This window comes from Stenotrophomonas sp. Sm6012 (genome assembly GCF_030985895.1).
Taxonomy (GTDB): domain Bacteria; phylum Pseudomonadota; class Gammaproteobacteria; order Xanthomonadales; family Xanthomonadaceae; genus Stenotrophomonas; species Stenotrophomonas forensis.
In genome coordinates this window covers 1-14,555 of the sequence record NZ_JAPTFX010000127.1, presented here as the reverse complement: position 1 = coordinate 14,555, position 14,555 = coordinate 1, and the positions used below count along the sequence as shown (strand labels likewise).

14 protein-coding genes are annotated in these 14,555 nt (G+C 67.6%); 6 read left to right on the top strand and 8 right to left on the bottom strand.

The features are described 5' to 3' along the window. Positions 1–35 precede the first annotated feature (35 nt). From O0J73_RS17760 to O0J73_RS17750, 3 genes are all read right to left on the bottom strand, one after another. Positions 36–1,463 carry an amino acid permease gene (locus O0J73_RS17760; RefSeq protein ID WP_006478919.1) on the bottom strand — a complete coding sequence of 476 codons (1,428 nt, stop codon included), beginning with the start codon at positions 1,461–1,463 and terminating at the stop codon, positions 36–38. 245 nt (positions 1,464–1,708) lie between these two features. After that, complete coding sequence (gene leuE / locus O0J73_RS17755; RefSeq protein ID WP_005411716.1) at positions 1,709–2,338, bottom strand: leucine efflux protein LeuE; 630 nt, start codon at positions 2,336–2,338, stop codon at positions 1,709–1,711. A gap of 15 nt (positions 2,339–2,353) precedes the next feature. Then, a complete protein-coding gene (locus tag O0J73_RS17750) occupies positions 2,354–3,325 on the bottom strand; it encodes a LysR family transcriptional regulator (RefSeq protein WP_308309269.1) in 972 nt (323 codons plus the stop codon). A 91-nt stretch (positions 3,326–3,416) separates the two neighbouring features. Here O0J73_RS17750 and O0J73_RS17745 point away from each other — a divergent pair, with 91 nt between their 5' ends. Then, positions 3,417–4,424, top strand: a complete 1,008-nt coding sequence (locus tag O0J73_RS17745; RefSeq protein WP_053451209.1) for a zinc-binding alcohol dehydrogenase family protein — start codon at positions 3,417–3,419, stop codon at positions 4,422–4,424. Between the two features lie 26 nt (positions 4,425–4,450). Here the strand turns inward: O0J73_RS17745 and O0J73_RS17740 are convergent, their stop codons facing one another. Then, on the bottom strand, positions 4,451–5,056 hold the full coding sequence (locus O0J73_RS17740; protein WP_308309268.1) for a glutathione S-transferase N-terminal domain-containing protein: 606 nt from the start codon (positions 5,054–5,056) through the stop codon (positions 4,451–4,453). Between the two features lie 45 nt (positions 5,057–5,101). Between O0J73_RS17740 and rmuC the strand changes: the two genes are divergently transcribed. The 4 genes from rmuC to O0J73_RS17720 all read left to right on the top strand — a co-directional run bounded on the left by rmuC (position 5,102) and on the right by O0J73_RS17720 (position 8,247). Further along, the gene (gene rmuC, locus O0J73_RS17735; RefSeq protein WP_308309267.1) at positions 5,102–6,658 is read left to right on the top strand and encodes a DNA recombination protein RmuC; all 1,557 of its coding nucleotides are present in this window, start codon (positions 5,102–5,104) and stop codon (positions 6,656–6,658) included. A 71-nt stretch (positions 6,659–6,729) separates the two neighbouring features. Next, the gene (locus O0J73_RS17730; protein ID WP_308309266.1) at positions 6,730–7,125 is read left to right on the top strand and encodes a hypothetical protein; all 396 of its coding nucleotides are present in this window, start codon (positions 6,730–6,732) and stop codon (positions 7,123–7,125) included. A gap of 138 nt (positions 7,126–7,263) precedes the next feature. Beyond that, entirely contained in the window at positions 7,264–7,809 is a 546-nt protein-coding gene (locus tag O0J73_RS17725) for a glutathione peroxidase (protein WP_197563722.1), read from the top strand. A gap of 147 nt (positions 7,810–7,956) precedes the next feature. Continuing rightward, on the top strand, positions 7,957–8,247 hold the full coding sequence (locus tag O0J73_RS17720) for a hypothetical protein (RefSeq protein ID WP_308309265.1): 291 nt from the start codon (positions 7,957–7,959) through the stop codon (positions 8,245–8,247). A 16-nt stretch (positions 8,248–8,263) separates the two neighbouring features. Here the strand turns inward: O0J73_RS17720 and O0J73_RS17715 are convergent, their stop codons facing one another. The 4 genes from O0J73_RS17715 to O0J73_RS17700 are packed head-to-tail and all read right to left on the bottom strand — an operon-like array spanning position 8,264 to position 10,501. After that, positions 8,264–8,815, bottom strand: a complete 552-nt coding sequence (locus tag O0J73_RS17715; RefSeq protein ID WP_197563721.1) for a GNAT family N-acetyltransferase — start codon at positions 8,813–8,815, stop codon at positions 8,264–8,266. Then, complete coding sequence (locus O0J73_RS17710; RefSeq protein ID WP_006478789.1) at positions 8,812–9,345, bottom strand: tail fiber protein; 534 nt, start codon at positions 9,343–9,345, stop codon at positions 8,812–8,814. Before O0J73_RS17710 ends, O0J73_RS17715 begins: the two co-directional genes overlap by 4 nt. Positions 9,346–9,376: 31 nt before the next feature. Further along, positions 9,377–9,907 carry a tail fiber protein gene (locus O0J73_RS17705; protein WP_308309264.1) on the bottom strand — a complete coding sequence of 177 codons (531 nt, stop codon included), beginning with the start codon at positions 9,905–9,907 and terminating at the stop codon, positions 9,377–9,379. Positions 9,908–9,961: 54 nt separating this feature from the next. Continuing rightward, positions 9,962–10,501 (bottom strand): tail fiber protein, encoded by a 540-nt coding sequence (locus O0J73_RS17700; protein ID WP_006478712.1) that lies wholly within the window; start codon positions 10,499–10,501, stop codon positions 9,962–9,964. 293 nt (positions 10,502–10,794) lie between these two features. Here O0J73_RS17700 and O0J73_RS17695 point away from each other — a divergent pair. Beyond that, positions 10,795–14,555: putative Ig domain-containing protein (locus O0J73_RS17695; RefSeq protein ID WP_308309263.1), on the top strand; the 3,761-nt coding region annotated here is incomplete at its 3' end.

The following is a 14,555-nucleotide window of genomic DNA, read 5'->3' as shown; positions in this document are numbered from 1 at the left end:
CCCCCCCCCCCCCCCCCCCACTACCGGTGACTCGTTTACTTCGCGATCAGCGCGTGGCGGCGGCTGTACAGGAAGTACAGCACCAGGCCGGCCACGTTCCACAGCAGGAAGTACAGCTGGGTGCGGTGCGGCAGGCTGATGAACAGGTAGATGCAGCCCAGCGCCGCCAGCGGGCCGACCACGAAGGCCAGCGGGGTGCGGAAGGTGCGCTCGCGGTTCGGTTCGCGCAGGCGCAGCACCACCAGGCAGATGCCCACCGCGGTGAACGCGGCCAGGGTGCCGGCGTTGGCCAGCGCCGCGATCTCGTCCAGGCGCGCCACGCCGGCCAGCGCCGACACCACCACCGCGGTGAACAGCGTGGTCGCCACCGGCGTGCCGGTACGGGCGTTGACCTTGGACAGGCCACGCGGCAGCAGGCCATCGCGGCTCATCACGAAGAAGATGCGGCTCTGGCCATACAGGAAGGCCAGCAGCACGGTCGGCAGCGCGATGATCGCGATCACGCCGATCACCATCGCCGCGGTCGGGTGGCCCAGCTGGCGCATGATCAGTGCCAGCGGCTCGGCGCTGTGGCCGAACACCGCGTAGCTCATCGCACCGACTGCCGCCAGCGCCACCAGCACGTAGACGATGGTGCAGCCGATCATCGAGCCGATGATGCCGATCGACAGGTCGCGGCCCGGGTTCTTGGTTTCTTCGGCGGCGGTGGAGATCGCATCAAAGCCGTAGAAGGCGAAGAAGATGATCGCTGCCGCGGCCATTACGCCGTGCTCGACGCCATCAGGGCCCATCGACTTGGCAAAGCCATACGGCATGAACGGCTGCAGGTTGGCGCTGTCGAAGGCGGGCAGGGCGACGGCCACGAAGATGGCCAGCGCGATCAGCTTGAACACCACCAGGATCGCGTTGAGGGTGGCGCTCTCCTTGGTACCGGCCATCAGCATGCCGGCCACCAGCCAGGTGATGACGATCGCCGGCAGGTTGATCATGCCGCCTTCCACGTGCGGGCCGGCGGCAAGCCAGGCCGGCAGGTGCACGTTCCAGCCGAACTGGGTGTGCACCCATTCGAGGAAGCCGACGAAGTAGCCGGACCAGCCCACCGCTACCGTACTCACCACCAGCGAGTACTCCAGGATCAGGCTCCAGCCCACCACCCAGGCGAACACCTCGCCCAGCGCACTGTAGCTGTAAGTGTAGGCGCTGCCGGCGGCCGGCATCATCGTCGACAGCTCGGCGTAGGACAGCGCCGCGCAGGCGCAGACCGCGCCAGCGATGGCGAAGGAGATCAGCACGGCCGGGCCGGCCAGGTTGGCGCCGACGCCGATCAGCGTGTAGATGCCGGTACCGACGATGGCGCCGATGCCCAGCGCGATCAGGTGTGGCCAGCTGAGCGTGGGGATCAGACGCCTGCCGGCTTCGTGGACGGTGACGGAATCTAGGGACTTGCGCCGGAGCAGGGACATGCAGGCCTCGGAAGGGGTGACTAAGAACGACAAGTTCCCGAGTGTGACCGAACGCAGCGCAGCATTACCACTGACGGGGGTCGTGCATGGGTTGAATGCGTCAGTGATGGTGGCTCGCCATCAGCTTCAGTGACGAAATCAGCACAATTGCAGGCAAAGATCGAATTCGTCCGAGGTCCCTCCGGTCGGCAGAGCCGATTCAGCGGGCGGGCGTCCAGCGCAGTGGGGTCAATGGGTTGGCCCGTTCATCCATTCAGGCCCAGGCGGATACCGAAGCCGACCAGGAACAGGCCGGCCACGCGGCGCAGCGCGTCGCTGATCCGCGGGTGCTGGATCAGCCGGCGGCGGGCCAGGTTGCCGACGCCGATCAGCATCGAGCAGTAAGCGATGCTGACCACCAGGATGATGCCGGCCAGCGCCGCGAAGGTGGCAATGCCCTGGTGGGCCTTCGGGTCGATGAACAGCGGCAGGAACGCCATGTAGAACAGGATCGCCTTCGGATTGAGCAGGCTGACCAGGATGGCCTGCTGGAAGTAGCGGCCCGGCTGCATGCGGATCGGCCCGGCGTCACCCCCTTCGTGCTTCGGGGTCCGCAGCAGGCTGATGCCGACCCACACCAGGTAGGCCGCACCGAGGTACTGCACGGCATGGAACACCAGCGGATTGGCCTTCAGCAGCGCGGCCACGCCGGCCAGCGCCAGCCACATCAGGATCTGGTCGCCGACCAGCAGGCCGGCCAATGCGGTGTAGCCGCCACGCACGCCGCCACGGCCGGTGGCGGTCAGCAGGGTGAAGGTACCGGGGCCGGGCAGGGCGAGAAACACCAGCACAGCGACCAGAAACGTCCACAGGTCCTGGATGCCCATCCACGGCATGGCGGTGTTCTCTTGTTACGGGGGGCCGCCATTGTCGGCCAGCGCCGCGATTGGCGACAGAGGGCTGGCGGGGCCACCGGGCATGCCAGACAGCAGCGGTTGCAGGTGCTGGCGCAGCTGCGCGTGCAGTTGCCGTACCGCCGGCGAGAACTGTTTGCGATGCGGGCACACCAGCTGCAGCGGGATGCTGCTGCCGGCACCGTCGAGCAGCAGCTGCAGGCGCCCGGCCTGCACGTCCTCGCGCAGGTCCAGCCAGGATTTGTAGGTGATGCCTTCGCCGGCCACGGCCCAGCGCCGCACCACATCGGCGTCATCGCAGACCAGCGGGCCACGCACCGGAATCACGCTGCGGCGCCCCTCGATTTCGAACGACCAGCGATCGTAGGCGCGGCCACTGAGCTGGTAGACCAGGCAATCATGCTCGCGCAGGTCTTCCAGGCGGCCGGGCGTGCCGCGCCGCTGCAGGTACCCGGGCGAGGCCGCAAGTACACGCCGGTTGCCTTCCAGCAGGGGCAGGGCGACGTAGTTGGCGTCGTCGAAGTGGCCGATACGGATGGCTACGTCGACGGGATCGCGGAACACGTCAGCGACTTCGTCGGACAGGCGCAGGTGCAGGCGCAGCCGCGGATGCGCGGCGCGGAAGGCGCTCAACCAGGGCAGCAGCAGGTTGCGGCCGAAGTCCGACGGCGCCGACAGCTGCAGGGTGCCGTGCAGTTCGGTGTCCTCGCCCTGCACGCGCGCCTGGCCCTCGCGCAGGGTGGCCAGCACCTCCTGGGCATACGGCAGGTACAGCGCACCCTCGCCGGTCAGGCGCAGGCTGCGGGTGGTGCGCACGAACAGGCGCAGGTCCAGCTCGCGCTCCAGCCGCGCCACGGCGGCCGCGACCTGGCCAGGCAGCAGATCGGCCTCGCGCGCGGCCTGGGAGAAGCTGCCCAGTGCAGCCGTGCGGACGAACATCTGCAGGTCGTCGAAACGGATCATTTTCATTACTGGAGTGAAAGTCCTGCCCGATTCTGCGCCTTTCTGCGGCGCCGCGCGCGGCGCAACCTGTCGCCTCCTTCCCCACTGGAACGCTGCCATGCGCGCCATTGCCTACACCCAAGCCGGCCTGCCGATCGATGATGCCCAGGCCCTGATCGACATCGAACTGGAGCTGCCGCAGCCCGGCCCGCGCGACCTGCGGGTGGCCGTACGCGCGGTGGCGGTGAACCCGGTCGACACCAAGGTGCGCCGCGGCGTGGCCACCGATGGCCCGCGCGTGCTCGGTTGGGATGCGGTCGGCATCGTCGATGCGGTAGGCAGCGAGGTCACCCTGTTCCAGCCTGGCGATGCGGTCTACTACGCCGGCGTGATCGACCGCCCCGGCAGCAATGCCGAGTACCAGCTGGTGGACGAGCGCAGCGTCGGCCGCAAGCCGGCCAGCCTCGACGATGCCGCCGCCGCCGCGCTGCCGTTGACCGCAATCACCGCCTGGGAGCTGCTGTTCGACCGCCTGCGCATCGCCGAGGGCGGCGGCGAAGGCCAGACCCTGCTGGTGATCGGCGCTGCCGGTGGCGTCGGATCGATCCTGGTGCAGCTGGCGCGGAAGCTGACCAAGCTGACGGTGATCGGCACCGCCTCGCGCCCGGATACCCAGGACTGGGTGTACGCCATGGGCGCGCACCATGTGATCGACCATAGCCTGCCGCTGGCCGAGGGCCTGGCGCGGCTGGGCATCAGCGAGGTACAGCACGTAGCCAGCTTGACCCACTCCGACCAGCACTACGCACAGATCGTGGAACTGCTGGCGCCGCAGGGCCAGTTCGGCCTGATCGACGACCCGGGCCCGGTGGATGTGATGGCGCTCAAGCGCAAGGCGCTGTCGCTGCACTGGGAATCGATGTTCACCCGCCCGCTGTACAAGACCGCGGACATGCAGCGCCAGCACGACCTGTTGAACCGGGTGGCCGAGCTGATCGACGCCGGCGTGCTGCAGACCACGTTGGGTGAGCACTTCGGGCGCATCGACGCGGCCAACCTGCGGCGTGCCCATGCGCTGCTGGAGAGCCATCGCGCCAAGGGCAAGATCGTGCTGGAAGGCTGGTAAGGCCGGGTCGTTCCCGCGCCCCTGCTTCAGGCCACGCCGTTGTCGACGTGATCGGCAAAACCGGGTTGCTGGCGCAGGCGTTCGAACCAGGCCTCCACGTTCGGCAGCGTGGGCGTGTTGCCGGGCGTGCTGCGCCAGCGCTGGGTCGACAGGCCCAGCACGACATCGGCGAGGGTGAAGGTGTTGCCCGCCACGTAGCTGTCCGTAGCGGCCAGCTGCGCATCAAGCACGCCCATCAGGCGATTCCACCGCGCCAGGCTGGCCTCGGCGCGGGCATCGTCCGGATAGTCCGGGTGTTGCCGCACCCGGGCCATGAACACGTGGCGCCAGGCGCTGTTGAGGTCGCTGGCCTGCCAGTCCATCCACTGTTCGACGCGGGCCCGCGCCTGAGCGGTGGTGGGCAGCAGGTCGTCGCGCCCGGCGCGTGTGGCCAGGTAACGGCAGATGCTGTTGGACTCCCACAGCCAGAAACCGCCGTCGCGCAGTACCGGTACCTGCCGGTTCGGGTTCAGCGTGGCCAGCAGGTCCGGCGCCGGCGCCGGTTCGTGATGCAGCGGCAGGTCAAGCCCGGCGCACAGCCACAGCACCTTGCGGACATTGATCGAGGTGGGCTTTCCGTACAGAGCGAGCATGGTCCTGACGCAGCGGCTGAGACTCGGCCAGCCTACACTTGCCACATGCAAACCGAATTCCTGCTCATCGGCGGCCTTCTATTGGCCGTGCTCATCCTGCAGCTGGTCGCCCTGCTGCGCCGCCCGCCGCATGACCGCCTGGAACAGGCCGTACGCGAGGAGGCCCGCTCCGGGCGCAGCGAACTGCGCGAGCAGCTCGATGGATTCGCCCGCGCGCTGACCGATCTGTCGACCCGCACCGACCAGCGTCTGGACCTGCTGCGCGAGGCGCTCGGCGAAGATGCCCGCAAGGCGCGTGCCGAGGCCGCCGACAGCCAGCAGCGGGGAGCGGCGCTGATGGGGCAGCGCCTGCAGGAACTGCGCGGCCAGCTGGAAACCTTTGGCCAGCAGCAGGAGGCACGCATCCACGCCTTCGGCCAGCAGTTGCAGGAACTCACCGCGCGTACTGATACCCAGCTCGGTGCGCTGCGCCAGACCCTGGTGGACGATGCGCGCAAGGGCCGTGAGGAAGGCGCGCAGTCGCAGCAGCGGTTGACCGAAAGCCTGGGCCTGCGCCTGCAGGAACTGACCCAGCGCAACGAACAGCGCATCGCCGAGATGCGCACCACGCTGGAGGAGCAGCTGCGCGCGCTGCAGAACGACAATGCGCAGAAGCTGGAACAGATGCGCCACACTGTGGATGAGAAGCTGCAGTCGACGCTGGAAACGCGGCTGGGCAATTCCTTCAAGCTGGTCTCCGAGCGCCTGGAGCAGGTGCAGCGCGGCCTTGGCGAGATGCAGCAGCTGGCCACCGGCGTGGGCGACCTCAAGCGCGTGCTGACCAACGTCAAGAACCGCGGCAGCTGGGGCGAAGTGCAGCTGGAGAACATCCTCGAGCAGACCCTGACCCAGGAGCAGTACGCGCGCGGGGTGAAGGTGCGCCCGGACAGCGGTGAAATGGTCGATATCGCGGTGCGCCTGCCGGGCCGCAGCAACGACGACACGCCGGTGTGGCTGCCGATCGACTCCAAGTTCCCCCGCGAGGACTACGAACGTCTGCTCGATGCCCAGGAACAGGGCGATGCCGAGGGCGTGCGGCTGCAGGGCATCCAGCTTGAGCGCGCGGTACGCGTGCAGGCCAAGTCGATCTGCGACAAGTACATCGCGCCGCCGCACACCACCGACTTCGCGGTGATGTTCCTGCCCACCGAAGGCCTGTATGCCGAGGTGATCCGGCGCCCGGGCCTGGTCGACCTGCTGCAGCGCGAGCATCGCGTGGTGGTGGCCGGGCCGACCACGGTCACCGCGCTGCTCAACAGCCTGCAGATGGGTTTCCGCACGCTGGCCATCGAACAGCGCTCCAGCGAGGTGTGGAGCCTGCTGGGCGCGGTGAAGAGCGAGTTCGGCAAGTTCGCCGGCATCCTCGAGAAGGCCGAAAAGCAGATCACCACCGTCGGCCGCAGCATCGGCGAGGCCAGCCGCAAGACACGCACCATCGAGCGCCGCCTGCGCGGCGTGGAATCGCTGGCTGCCGAACAGGCGCAGTCGCTGCTGGGCGACCTGGGTGACGCTGAAACCGCAGGCGAGGACGAGAGTGGCGACGGTGACAGCGAGGAGGCCTGAGCCGCACTGACACGCCGCCTGCATCGTCGATGCGTATGCTGGCGGCCTGTCCGTTTCGATCAGGTATCGCCATGCGCCTGCGCTTCTGCACCAGTGTTGTCCTGACCGTGCTGCTCGCCGCCTGCAGCAGCGCGCCACCGGCCGTGGGTACGGCGGGGCAGGCGGCAAGCAATACGCCCGAAGCCACCGAGGCCTACCGCGAAGCACGCGACGTCGACTGCCAGGCCGCCGGCGGCACCCTGCAGCGGCTGGGCCGCCTGCAGCGCGAGCAGTGCGTGATTCCCTATGCCGATGCCGGCAAGGCCTGCAGCGGCAAGAGCGACTGCACCGGCCAGTGCCTGGCCGGGGGGGAGGTCGCCGTTGGCAGCGCCACCACCGGTACCTGCCAGCGTGATGCCAGCCAGAACGTTGGTTGCCGCCAGCGCATCGAGGACGGCAAGGCACAGGGCACGATCTGCGTGGACTGATCGTAGTGCCGGCCGCTGGCCGGCAACCGCATGAACCGCTGGGAACGATCGCAGCATTGCCGGCCGGCGGCCGGCACTACCGGCATCGCACGGCGCTATGCTGGTGGGCCATTCCCCGCTGTAGCCGGAGCCCCCCGCGTGAGCACTTCGATCCAGGACATTTCCCTCACCACCATCGACGGCCAGCCGTCCTCGCTTGCCGACTACCGGGGCAAGGTGCTGCTGCTGGTCAACGTCGCCTCCAAGTGCGGCCTGACCCCGCAGTACGAAGGCCTGCAGGCGCTGTATGCGGAAAAGCATGCACAGGGCCTGGAAGTGCTGGGCTTCCCCGCCAACAACTTCCTCGGCCAGGAGCCGGGCAGCGAGGCGGAAATCCAGCAGTTCTGCCAGCTCACCTACGATGTCAGCTTCCCGATGTTCTCCAAGATCAGCGTGGCCGGTGAGGACACCCACCCGCTGTACCAGCAGCTGACCGCCGCCCAGCCGCAGTCGATCGGTGAAGGCCCACTGCGCGAGCGCCTGGCCAGCAAGGAGATTCCGATCCATCCGGCACCGGCGGTGCTGTGGAACTTCGAGAAATTCCTGGTCGGCCGCGATGGCAAGGTCGTCGCACGCTTTGCCCCGGACGTGGCCGCCGACGATGCGCGCCTGCGCGAGGCCATCGAGGCGGCGCTGGCGGCTTGAGGAAAGCGTGCCAACCCAGGTTGGCACCCACCGGGAAGAAACGCCTGCAGGCGCGTATCGCGCCTGCACCCCCGCTTGCGCGGGCACTACGCAGCGGCGAGGATGTCACCGCCGCGCTGCCCGCGGCATGCCGACAGGGGAGGCGGCTTGGATCTTCTTACGCTTGAACACTTTGCCGGCTCCGTCGACGAAACCTTCGCCGCCGATCTGGATGGCATGCGGGTTGACTTCGTGCTGGTCGAGGCGCGTGCGCTGCCGGGGGCGCGCGCCGACGCACCACGAGCACCGTTCTCACTTCTGTTCCGCAACGCCGCGCCCATCCTGTTCCCGCAGCAGACCTTTCCCATGCGGCACGCACGGGTGGGCGAGGTCGGCATTTTCCTGGTGCCGATCGCTCAGGAGCGCGCAGGCTTCCTCTACCAGGCCGTGTTCACCTGATGCCGGCGTGGGCCGGCTACGCCAACGGATTCCAGCGCATCGCAACATGAAGGCTGCTGCCTGACGCATCACTTGCGATGAATCCCAGGCGCTCGTAAAGCCGGCGTGCCCCGGGGTTGTGAATCTGCACGTGCAGGCACAGCGCGCGCCGGCGTGCCGCCGATGCCTGCTGCAGGCATCGGATCATCGCGCTGCCGAGTCCGTTGCCCTGGCAGTGCGGCAGCAGGCTGATGTCGATCAGCAGATCATCGGCGCCGGTCGGGTCCAGGTAGACCCGACCGATCGCCTGCTCGTCCTTCTCGACCGCGAGGTAGTGCGCCTGCGGGTGGTGCTGCAGATAGTGCTGGTGCTGGGCCGCGAACTGCTGCGCCAGGAACTGCTGCTTGGCCAGGTCCGGCCATGGCACAGCCTGCAGTTCCTCCTGGCGGGTGCTGGCATACAGCGCCTGCAACCACGGCAGGTCGGCATCGCCGAGCGCACGCCAGCGCCATGCCGCTGGCGTGGGTGCTTCGACGCATGGGCGGAGCCGTTCCGTCGGGAACGGCGCCAATGCCCGCACCGGCATCATTCGAACTGCGGGAAGTTGCCGTGCAGGGCGATGCAGAAGTTCACCGCCAGATACGGTTGCCGGTTCTCATGCGGCTGCCCGCCGCCGGCAGGGCCGAGCAGGGTCGGTGACATCGGCGTGGCCGGTGGCTCTGCGCTGAAAGGCTTGATCGCGTTTGATCCGGGCATCGACAGCGCACCGTTGGCAACGGGCGTGGCGGTGCGCTTGGCGGCGGGCTGGGCGTAGGCCACCAGGTCGTGGCGGTGTGCCGGCAGCATGGCCGTGGTGAGCGAGACCGCAGCCTGGCCGAAGGTTTCGCCAGCGACGCGCGGGGTCAGGCCGGGCCCCGCGCCCTGGTGGGTGGCGCCGCGCGCGACCAGGTTCGGCAACTGGAACGTGTTTACGCCATCGCCGCCATACTGGGTGCCCAGCAGCGAGTACAGCGCAGGGTTCTGCCGGATGGGAATCAGTGCTCCGTTGCAGAACGCCCAGTCTGCCGGACTGTAGTTGAAGGCGAACATCTGGATTTCGCCGTAGAAGGGGTCGGTCATGATCGGGTCTCCGCCGGTTGCGAAAGGAAGGTCAGCCGCGTGACGGGAAAATGCCCGACCAGGCGATGCAGTACTGAACGGTCAGGGTCGGCATGCAGTTCTCGTGCGGCAGGCTGCTGCCGGTGGCGGAGACTGCAGCCGAATCCAGCACCATTGCGGTGGCGCCGTTGGCGTCGGTGACGTAGTAGGGTTCGCCGCTGGCCGAGCCCGGGACGGCGGTAGCCGAAGGTACGTCCGCCGTGGCGGCGGCGCTGGTGAGGTTCAGTGGGTGGTTGTGCGCTGGCAGCTGCGGCAGGGTCAGGGTTACCGATTCGGTGCCGCCGGATTGACCGATCACACGCTGGGTCAATCCCAATCCCTGGCCCTGGTGAACGGGCAGGCGACCACGCAGGTCTGGCAGGCCGAAGGTGTTCTGGCCATCCCCGCCGTAGGTGGTACCGATCAGAGTAAACAGGGCTTCCTGCCCGGCGACCGGCACAAGGCGGCCGTCGCAGGGAAACCAGCCAACCGGCAGGCGGCTGAATCCGAACATGCGGATCTCGCCGACAAAAGGCGTACTCATCTGTGCGTGCTCCTGGAAAGTAGGGCGGAACGGAGTGCGTTGGTGCCGGCGCGATCAGTCGCGCGGCGGGTACAGTCCGCCCTGGATGCAGATGAAGAAGTTGATGACTCCGAAGGGCTGCATGTTCGCGTGTGCCTGGTTGCTGCCGGACACGCCCACCGACTCGCCGGCCTGCGGCACGGCCGGGCTGGCCTGGGTGGCATACATCTTCGGGTTGCTGGCGGTGCCGGCGAAGGTGGCACCGGTGGGGTTGCGCACGGTGCCGGCGCTGGTCACGCCCAGCACCCCGTGCGTATGCGGCGGGATGTTGCCGACCAGCAGGGTGATCGACTCGGCGCCGGCGGCCGTGCCTACCGGCTGCGCCGGCGGCTGCCAGGCGGAGTCCACCGAGATGCCGGCCGATACCGGCACGCGGCCGCGGAGGTCGGGCAAGGCGAAGGTGGTGCGGCCATCACCGCCATACTGGACCCCCAACAGAGCGAACAGGGCCTGGTTGGTCTGGATCGGCATCAACTGGCCGTCGCACAAGGCGAAGCCCCTGGGTGCAAAAGGAAAACCGGCCATGATGATCTGGCCGAGATAGACATCGCTCATCGAAATCCCCCTTGGATGCTGAGCGCGGGGCGCCGGACTGGCGCCCGCGTACTCTGAAGGCCATTCAGGTTGTGTACAAGTCCCTGCCCCTGCCGGCGCATCGCCAGACCCTTGTAGCTCTATCTTCTGGTCGGGGACTCTGTTCCAATGGCGCCACGGAGGGGCGTGGATGGCCTACCGCTGGCACCGCCGGGGATTGGCAGGGGAGAACCTCCCCGGAAGCACCGCCAGCTGGAACGCGCACCTCGATGTTGTTCCACATCCAGGTGGGATTCTTCTAAGGGGGAAGAGTCATGGCGTTCCTTTCCGGTACCGCGCGTTCGTTCGCGTTCGTCCTGCTGCTGTCCTGCCTGGCCCTGCTGTGGCCCGGGCTGGCCTCCGCCGCCAATACGTCCACCCTCTGCGGCCCCTTCTCGGTGCACGTGCCGAGCGGAGGCAGCGTGCCGATCAACGTCACGGCCTGCGCCAGGAACATCAATTTCGCCGGTGATGGTCCCGTCGATGGACCCGCGCTCCCGCAGCGTGGCAGTGCCATCCTGCGCATCGCCGGCAGCAGCTGGTTCGTCGACTACAGCCACAACGGGCTCAACACCGTCGGCGATGTCTTTGAGTTCTCCGACACCGACGGCAATACGGTCACGGTGACGATGATCATCGACCCGCCGGCGTCGTCGATCGTGGTCAGTCCTGCGGTCCTCGATCCGATGACGGCCGGCACGGCCTTCAGCCAGACCTTGAGTGCTACAGGCGGTGCTTCGCCATATACCTACGCAATCAACGGCGGCCAGTTGCCACAGGGGCTGGCCCTGAACAGCAACGGCACGCTCTCGGGAACCCCGACCCGGCGTGGTGCCGTCAGCTTCACCGTGCGCGCCACCGACAACCTGGGGGCCGTGGTCGACAAGGCGTACGCGCTGACGGTGCAGAATCCGTCCCTGTCGATCACACCGACCGCCGCGACGGCAGTGATCGGCAATGTGTTCACGCTGGCCCTCAATGGCAGTGGCGGCGTTGCGCCGTACACCTATGCGGTGGAATCGGGCGCCTTGCCGCCAGGCATCACGTTCAACGGCGTGGACACCTTCAGCGGCACGCCCAGTGGCCCTGCGCAGGCCTATCCACTGACGCTGCGGATCACCGACAACAGTGCAGGCGCGGCGCCCTACTACGAACTGAAGTCTTTCACCCTCACGGTCAGCAACGCGCCCACCGTCAGCATCAATGTATCGCCGAGCAGCGTCGCCGAGGACAGTGGCACGCCGCTGGTGTACACGGTAACGCGCAGCGCCAGCCAACCGACCCCGATGCTGGTGAACCTGACGCTTTCCGGGACGGCGACCAGCGGCACCGACTACACCGGCGCGGTGTCCAGCGTGACCATCCCGGCCAACGCCACCAGTGCCACGTTCAACATCGTTCCCGTCGCCGATACTCAGGTCGAATCCGATGAAACGGTGATCTTCACCGTGGCCGCGGGCGCCGGTTACACGGTGGGTGCACCGGCCAGTGCCACCGGCACCATCGTCAACGACGACTTCCCGGTGGCCACGGTCAGCGTCTCGCCGGCAACCGTCAACGAGAATGGCGGTGTGCCGCTGGTCTACACCATCACCCTGGATCGGCCCAACCCGGTGCCGTTGTCGATTGCCTTCACCCTGGGCGGCACCGGAGCCAGCGGTACCGACTACACCGCGGTCAGTTCGCCGCTGGTGATCGGCGCAGGTGCCACCAGCGCGACCGTGAGCATCGCGCCCATCCCGGATGCCATTCCCGAACCTGACAAGACCGTGGTGTTGACCCTCGCCTCCGGCGCCGGGTATCAGATCGGCGTGCCGGCCAGTGCCACCGGTACCCTGCGCGACGATGACCTGCCGGGGCTGAGCATCAACGACGTCAGCGCCAACGAAGGCGACAGTGGCACCACCGGTTTCACCTTCACGGTATCGCTGAACGCGCCTGCGCCCGCCGGCGGGGTCAGCTTCGACATTGCCACTGCCAATGGCACTGCCACTGCGGGCTCGGACTATGTCGCACGCAGTCTGGCCGCACAGACCATTCCTGCCGGCAGCCAGACCTACAGTTTCGTCGTGCAGGTCAATGGCGACACACTGCATGAGTTGAACGAGGACTTCTTCGTCAATGTGACCAATGTCAGCGGCGCGACGCTGACCGACGGCCAAGGCCGGGGCACGATCATCAATGATGACGCGGCACCCTCATTGTCCATCGCCGACATCAACGTCACCGAGGGCAACAGCGGCACCACGCCGGCGGTGTTGACCGTGACACTGTCAGCGGCAAGCGCGCTGCCGGTCCAGGTCCAGTACGCCACGGCCAATGTCACCGCCGTTGCGCCGACCGATTACACGGCCGCCAGCGGCACGCTCAGCTTCCCGCCCGGCACGACCACGCAGACGATTACCGTGCTGATCAACGGCGATACCACGGTGGAGCCCGACGAGACCTTCCAGGTCAATCTGAGCAACCCGGTCAACGCCAGCGTGGCCGACGGCTCGGCCGTGGTCACCATCGTCTCCGATGACGCACCGGTGGTGGTGGGGCCGACGGTGCTGCCGACGGCGAAGGCAGGCGTTGCCTACAGCCAGACGTTCTCGGCTACCGGCGGCACCGGGTCCTACACCTACGCGCTGTCGGGCACGCTGCCCACCGGCCTGACGTTCAACACCAGCACCGGGACACTGTCCGGCACGCCGACCCAGGCGGGCACGTTCTCGTTCAGCGTGAGTGCCACCGACAGCAGCCCGACACCGAACATGGGGACGGCGTTCTACGGGCTGATTGTGCCCGGGCCGACCCTGGCGCTGCCGGGCGCTGCGCTGCCAGGCGCAGTACGCGGCCAGCCGTTCAGCAGTAATCGTGGGCCGGTCAGTGGCGGCAATGCTCCCTATACCTTCAGTGTCACAGGCGTACTGCCGACAGGACTGGCGATCAGCCCCAACGGGGTGATCAGCGGCACGCCAACCGCGGTGGGCACGTTCAACTTCACGGTCGTCGCCCGTGACAGTACCAGTGGCACAGGTGCGCCCTTCGACGTTACCGAGAACCTGACCATCACCGTCGCGGAGTCACTGCCGCTGGCAGGCAACAGTACGTTGAGCGTGGGCTTCAATGCTCCGGCGGCGAACGTAGCACTGATCCTGAGTGGCGGTCCCGCCACCTCGCTGGCGCTGGCGGCGGCGCCCACCCATGGCACGGCACTGGTGACCGGCCCGACCACGATCAGTTACCAGCCGGCAACCGGTTATGCCGGATCGGACAGCTTCTCCTATACCGCGACCGGACCGGGGGGAACGTCCTCACCGGCGACGGTCACTGTCACCGTCGCCGATCCGGTCATCAGCATCGCTGCCAGCGGCGGTTTCAACGCTGTGGCTGGCATGCCGTACAGCCAGACGTTCACCTGGTCCGGCGGCAGCGCGCCCTTCAGCGGTTACCAGGTGTCCAATCTGCCGGCCGGACTGTCGGTCACCGCGACCACCGCCAACAGTGCAACCGTCAGTGGTACGCCGACGGCCTCAGGTACCTTCAACATCAACGCATCAGCCAGGGACAGCAGTACCGGCAACGGCCCGTATACGGTCGGCCAGCTGTTCAGCCTGGTGGTTGCCGGTCCAAGCCTGTCGGTGATGCCAACCGTACTGCCGGCGGCGACCGCTGGCAGCAGCTATCAGCAGGTCATCAGTGCTACGGGTGGCATCGCACCGTACCAGGTGGTGCTGACCGGCACACTGCCGGTGGGCATGAGCTTCAACACCGCCAACGGCACGTTGTCGGGCACGCCGACGCAGTCGGGTACGTTCGCGTTGAGTGCGACGATTACCGACAGTACCGGCGGCACGCCGGCCAGCGTCACCCAGAGCTACAGCCTGGTGGTAGCCAGCCCGGTGCTGGCGGCGACCCCGGGCACGCTCGCTGGCGGCACCGCCGGCACGGCCTATCAGCAGGCGATCACCGCGACGGGTGGCATCGCACCGTACCAGGTGGTGCTGACCGGCACACTGCCGGTGGGCATGAGCTTCAACACCGCCAACGG

Excerpts from the sequence above, each read along its gene's own strand:
- leuE (WP_005411716.1), bottom strand. The coding sequence starts at position 2,338 with ATGCCGTGGATGGGCATCCAGGACCTGTGGACGTTTCTGGTCGCTGTG.
- O0J73_RS17745 (WP_053451209.1), top strand. The coding sequence starts at position 3,417 with ATGCGCGCCATTGCCTACACCCAAGCCGGCCTGCCGATCGATGATGCC.
- O0J73_RS17730 (WP_308309266.1), top strand. The coding sequence starts at position 6,730 with ATGCGCCTGCGCTTCTGCACCAGTGTTGTCCTGACCGTGCTGCTCGCC.
- O0J73_RS17715 (WP_197563721.1), bottom strand. The coding sequence starts at position 8,815 with ATGATGCCGGTGCGGGCATTGGCGCCGTTCCCGACGGAACGGCTCCGC.
- O0J73_RS17750 (WP_308309269.1), bottom strand. The coding sequence starts at position 3,325 with ATGAAAATGATCCGTTTCGACGACCTGCAGATGTTCGTCCGCACGGCT.
- O0J73_RS17740 (WP_308309268.1), bottom strand. The coding sequence starts at position 5,056 with ATGCTCGCTCTGTACGGAAAGCCCACCTCGATCAATGTCCGCAAGGTG.
- O0J73_RS17705 (WP_308309264.1), bottom strand. The coding sequence starts at position 9,907 with ATGAGTACGCCTTTTGTCGGCGAGATCCGCATGTTCGGATTCAGCCGC.
- O0J73_RS17760 (WP_006478919.1), bottom strand. The coding sequence starts at position 1,463 with ATGTCCCTGCTCCGGCGCAAGTCCCTAGATTCCGTCACCGTCCACGAA.
- O0J73_RS17700 (WP_006478712.1), bottom strand. The coding sequence starts at position 10,501 with ATGAGCGATGTCTATCTCGGCCAGATCATCATGGCCGGTTTTCCTTTT.
- O0J73_RS17710 (WP_006478789.1), bottom strand. The coding sequence starts at position 9,345 with ATGACCGACCCCTTCTACGGCGAAATCCAGATGTTCGCCTTCAACTAC.
- rmuC (WP_308309267.1), top strand. The coding sequence starts at position 5,102 with ATGCAAACCGAATTCCTGCTCATCGGCGGCCTTCTATTGGCCGTGCTC.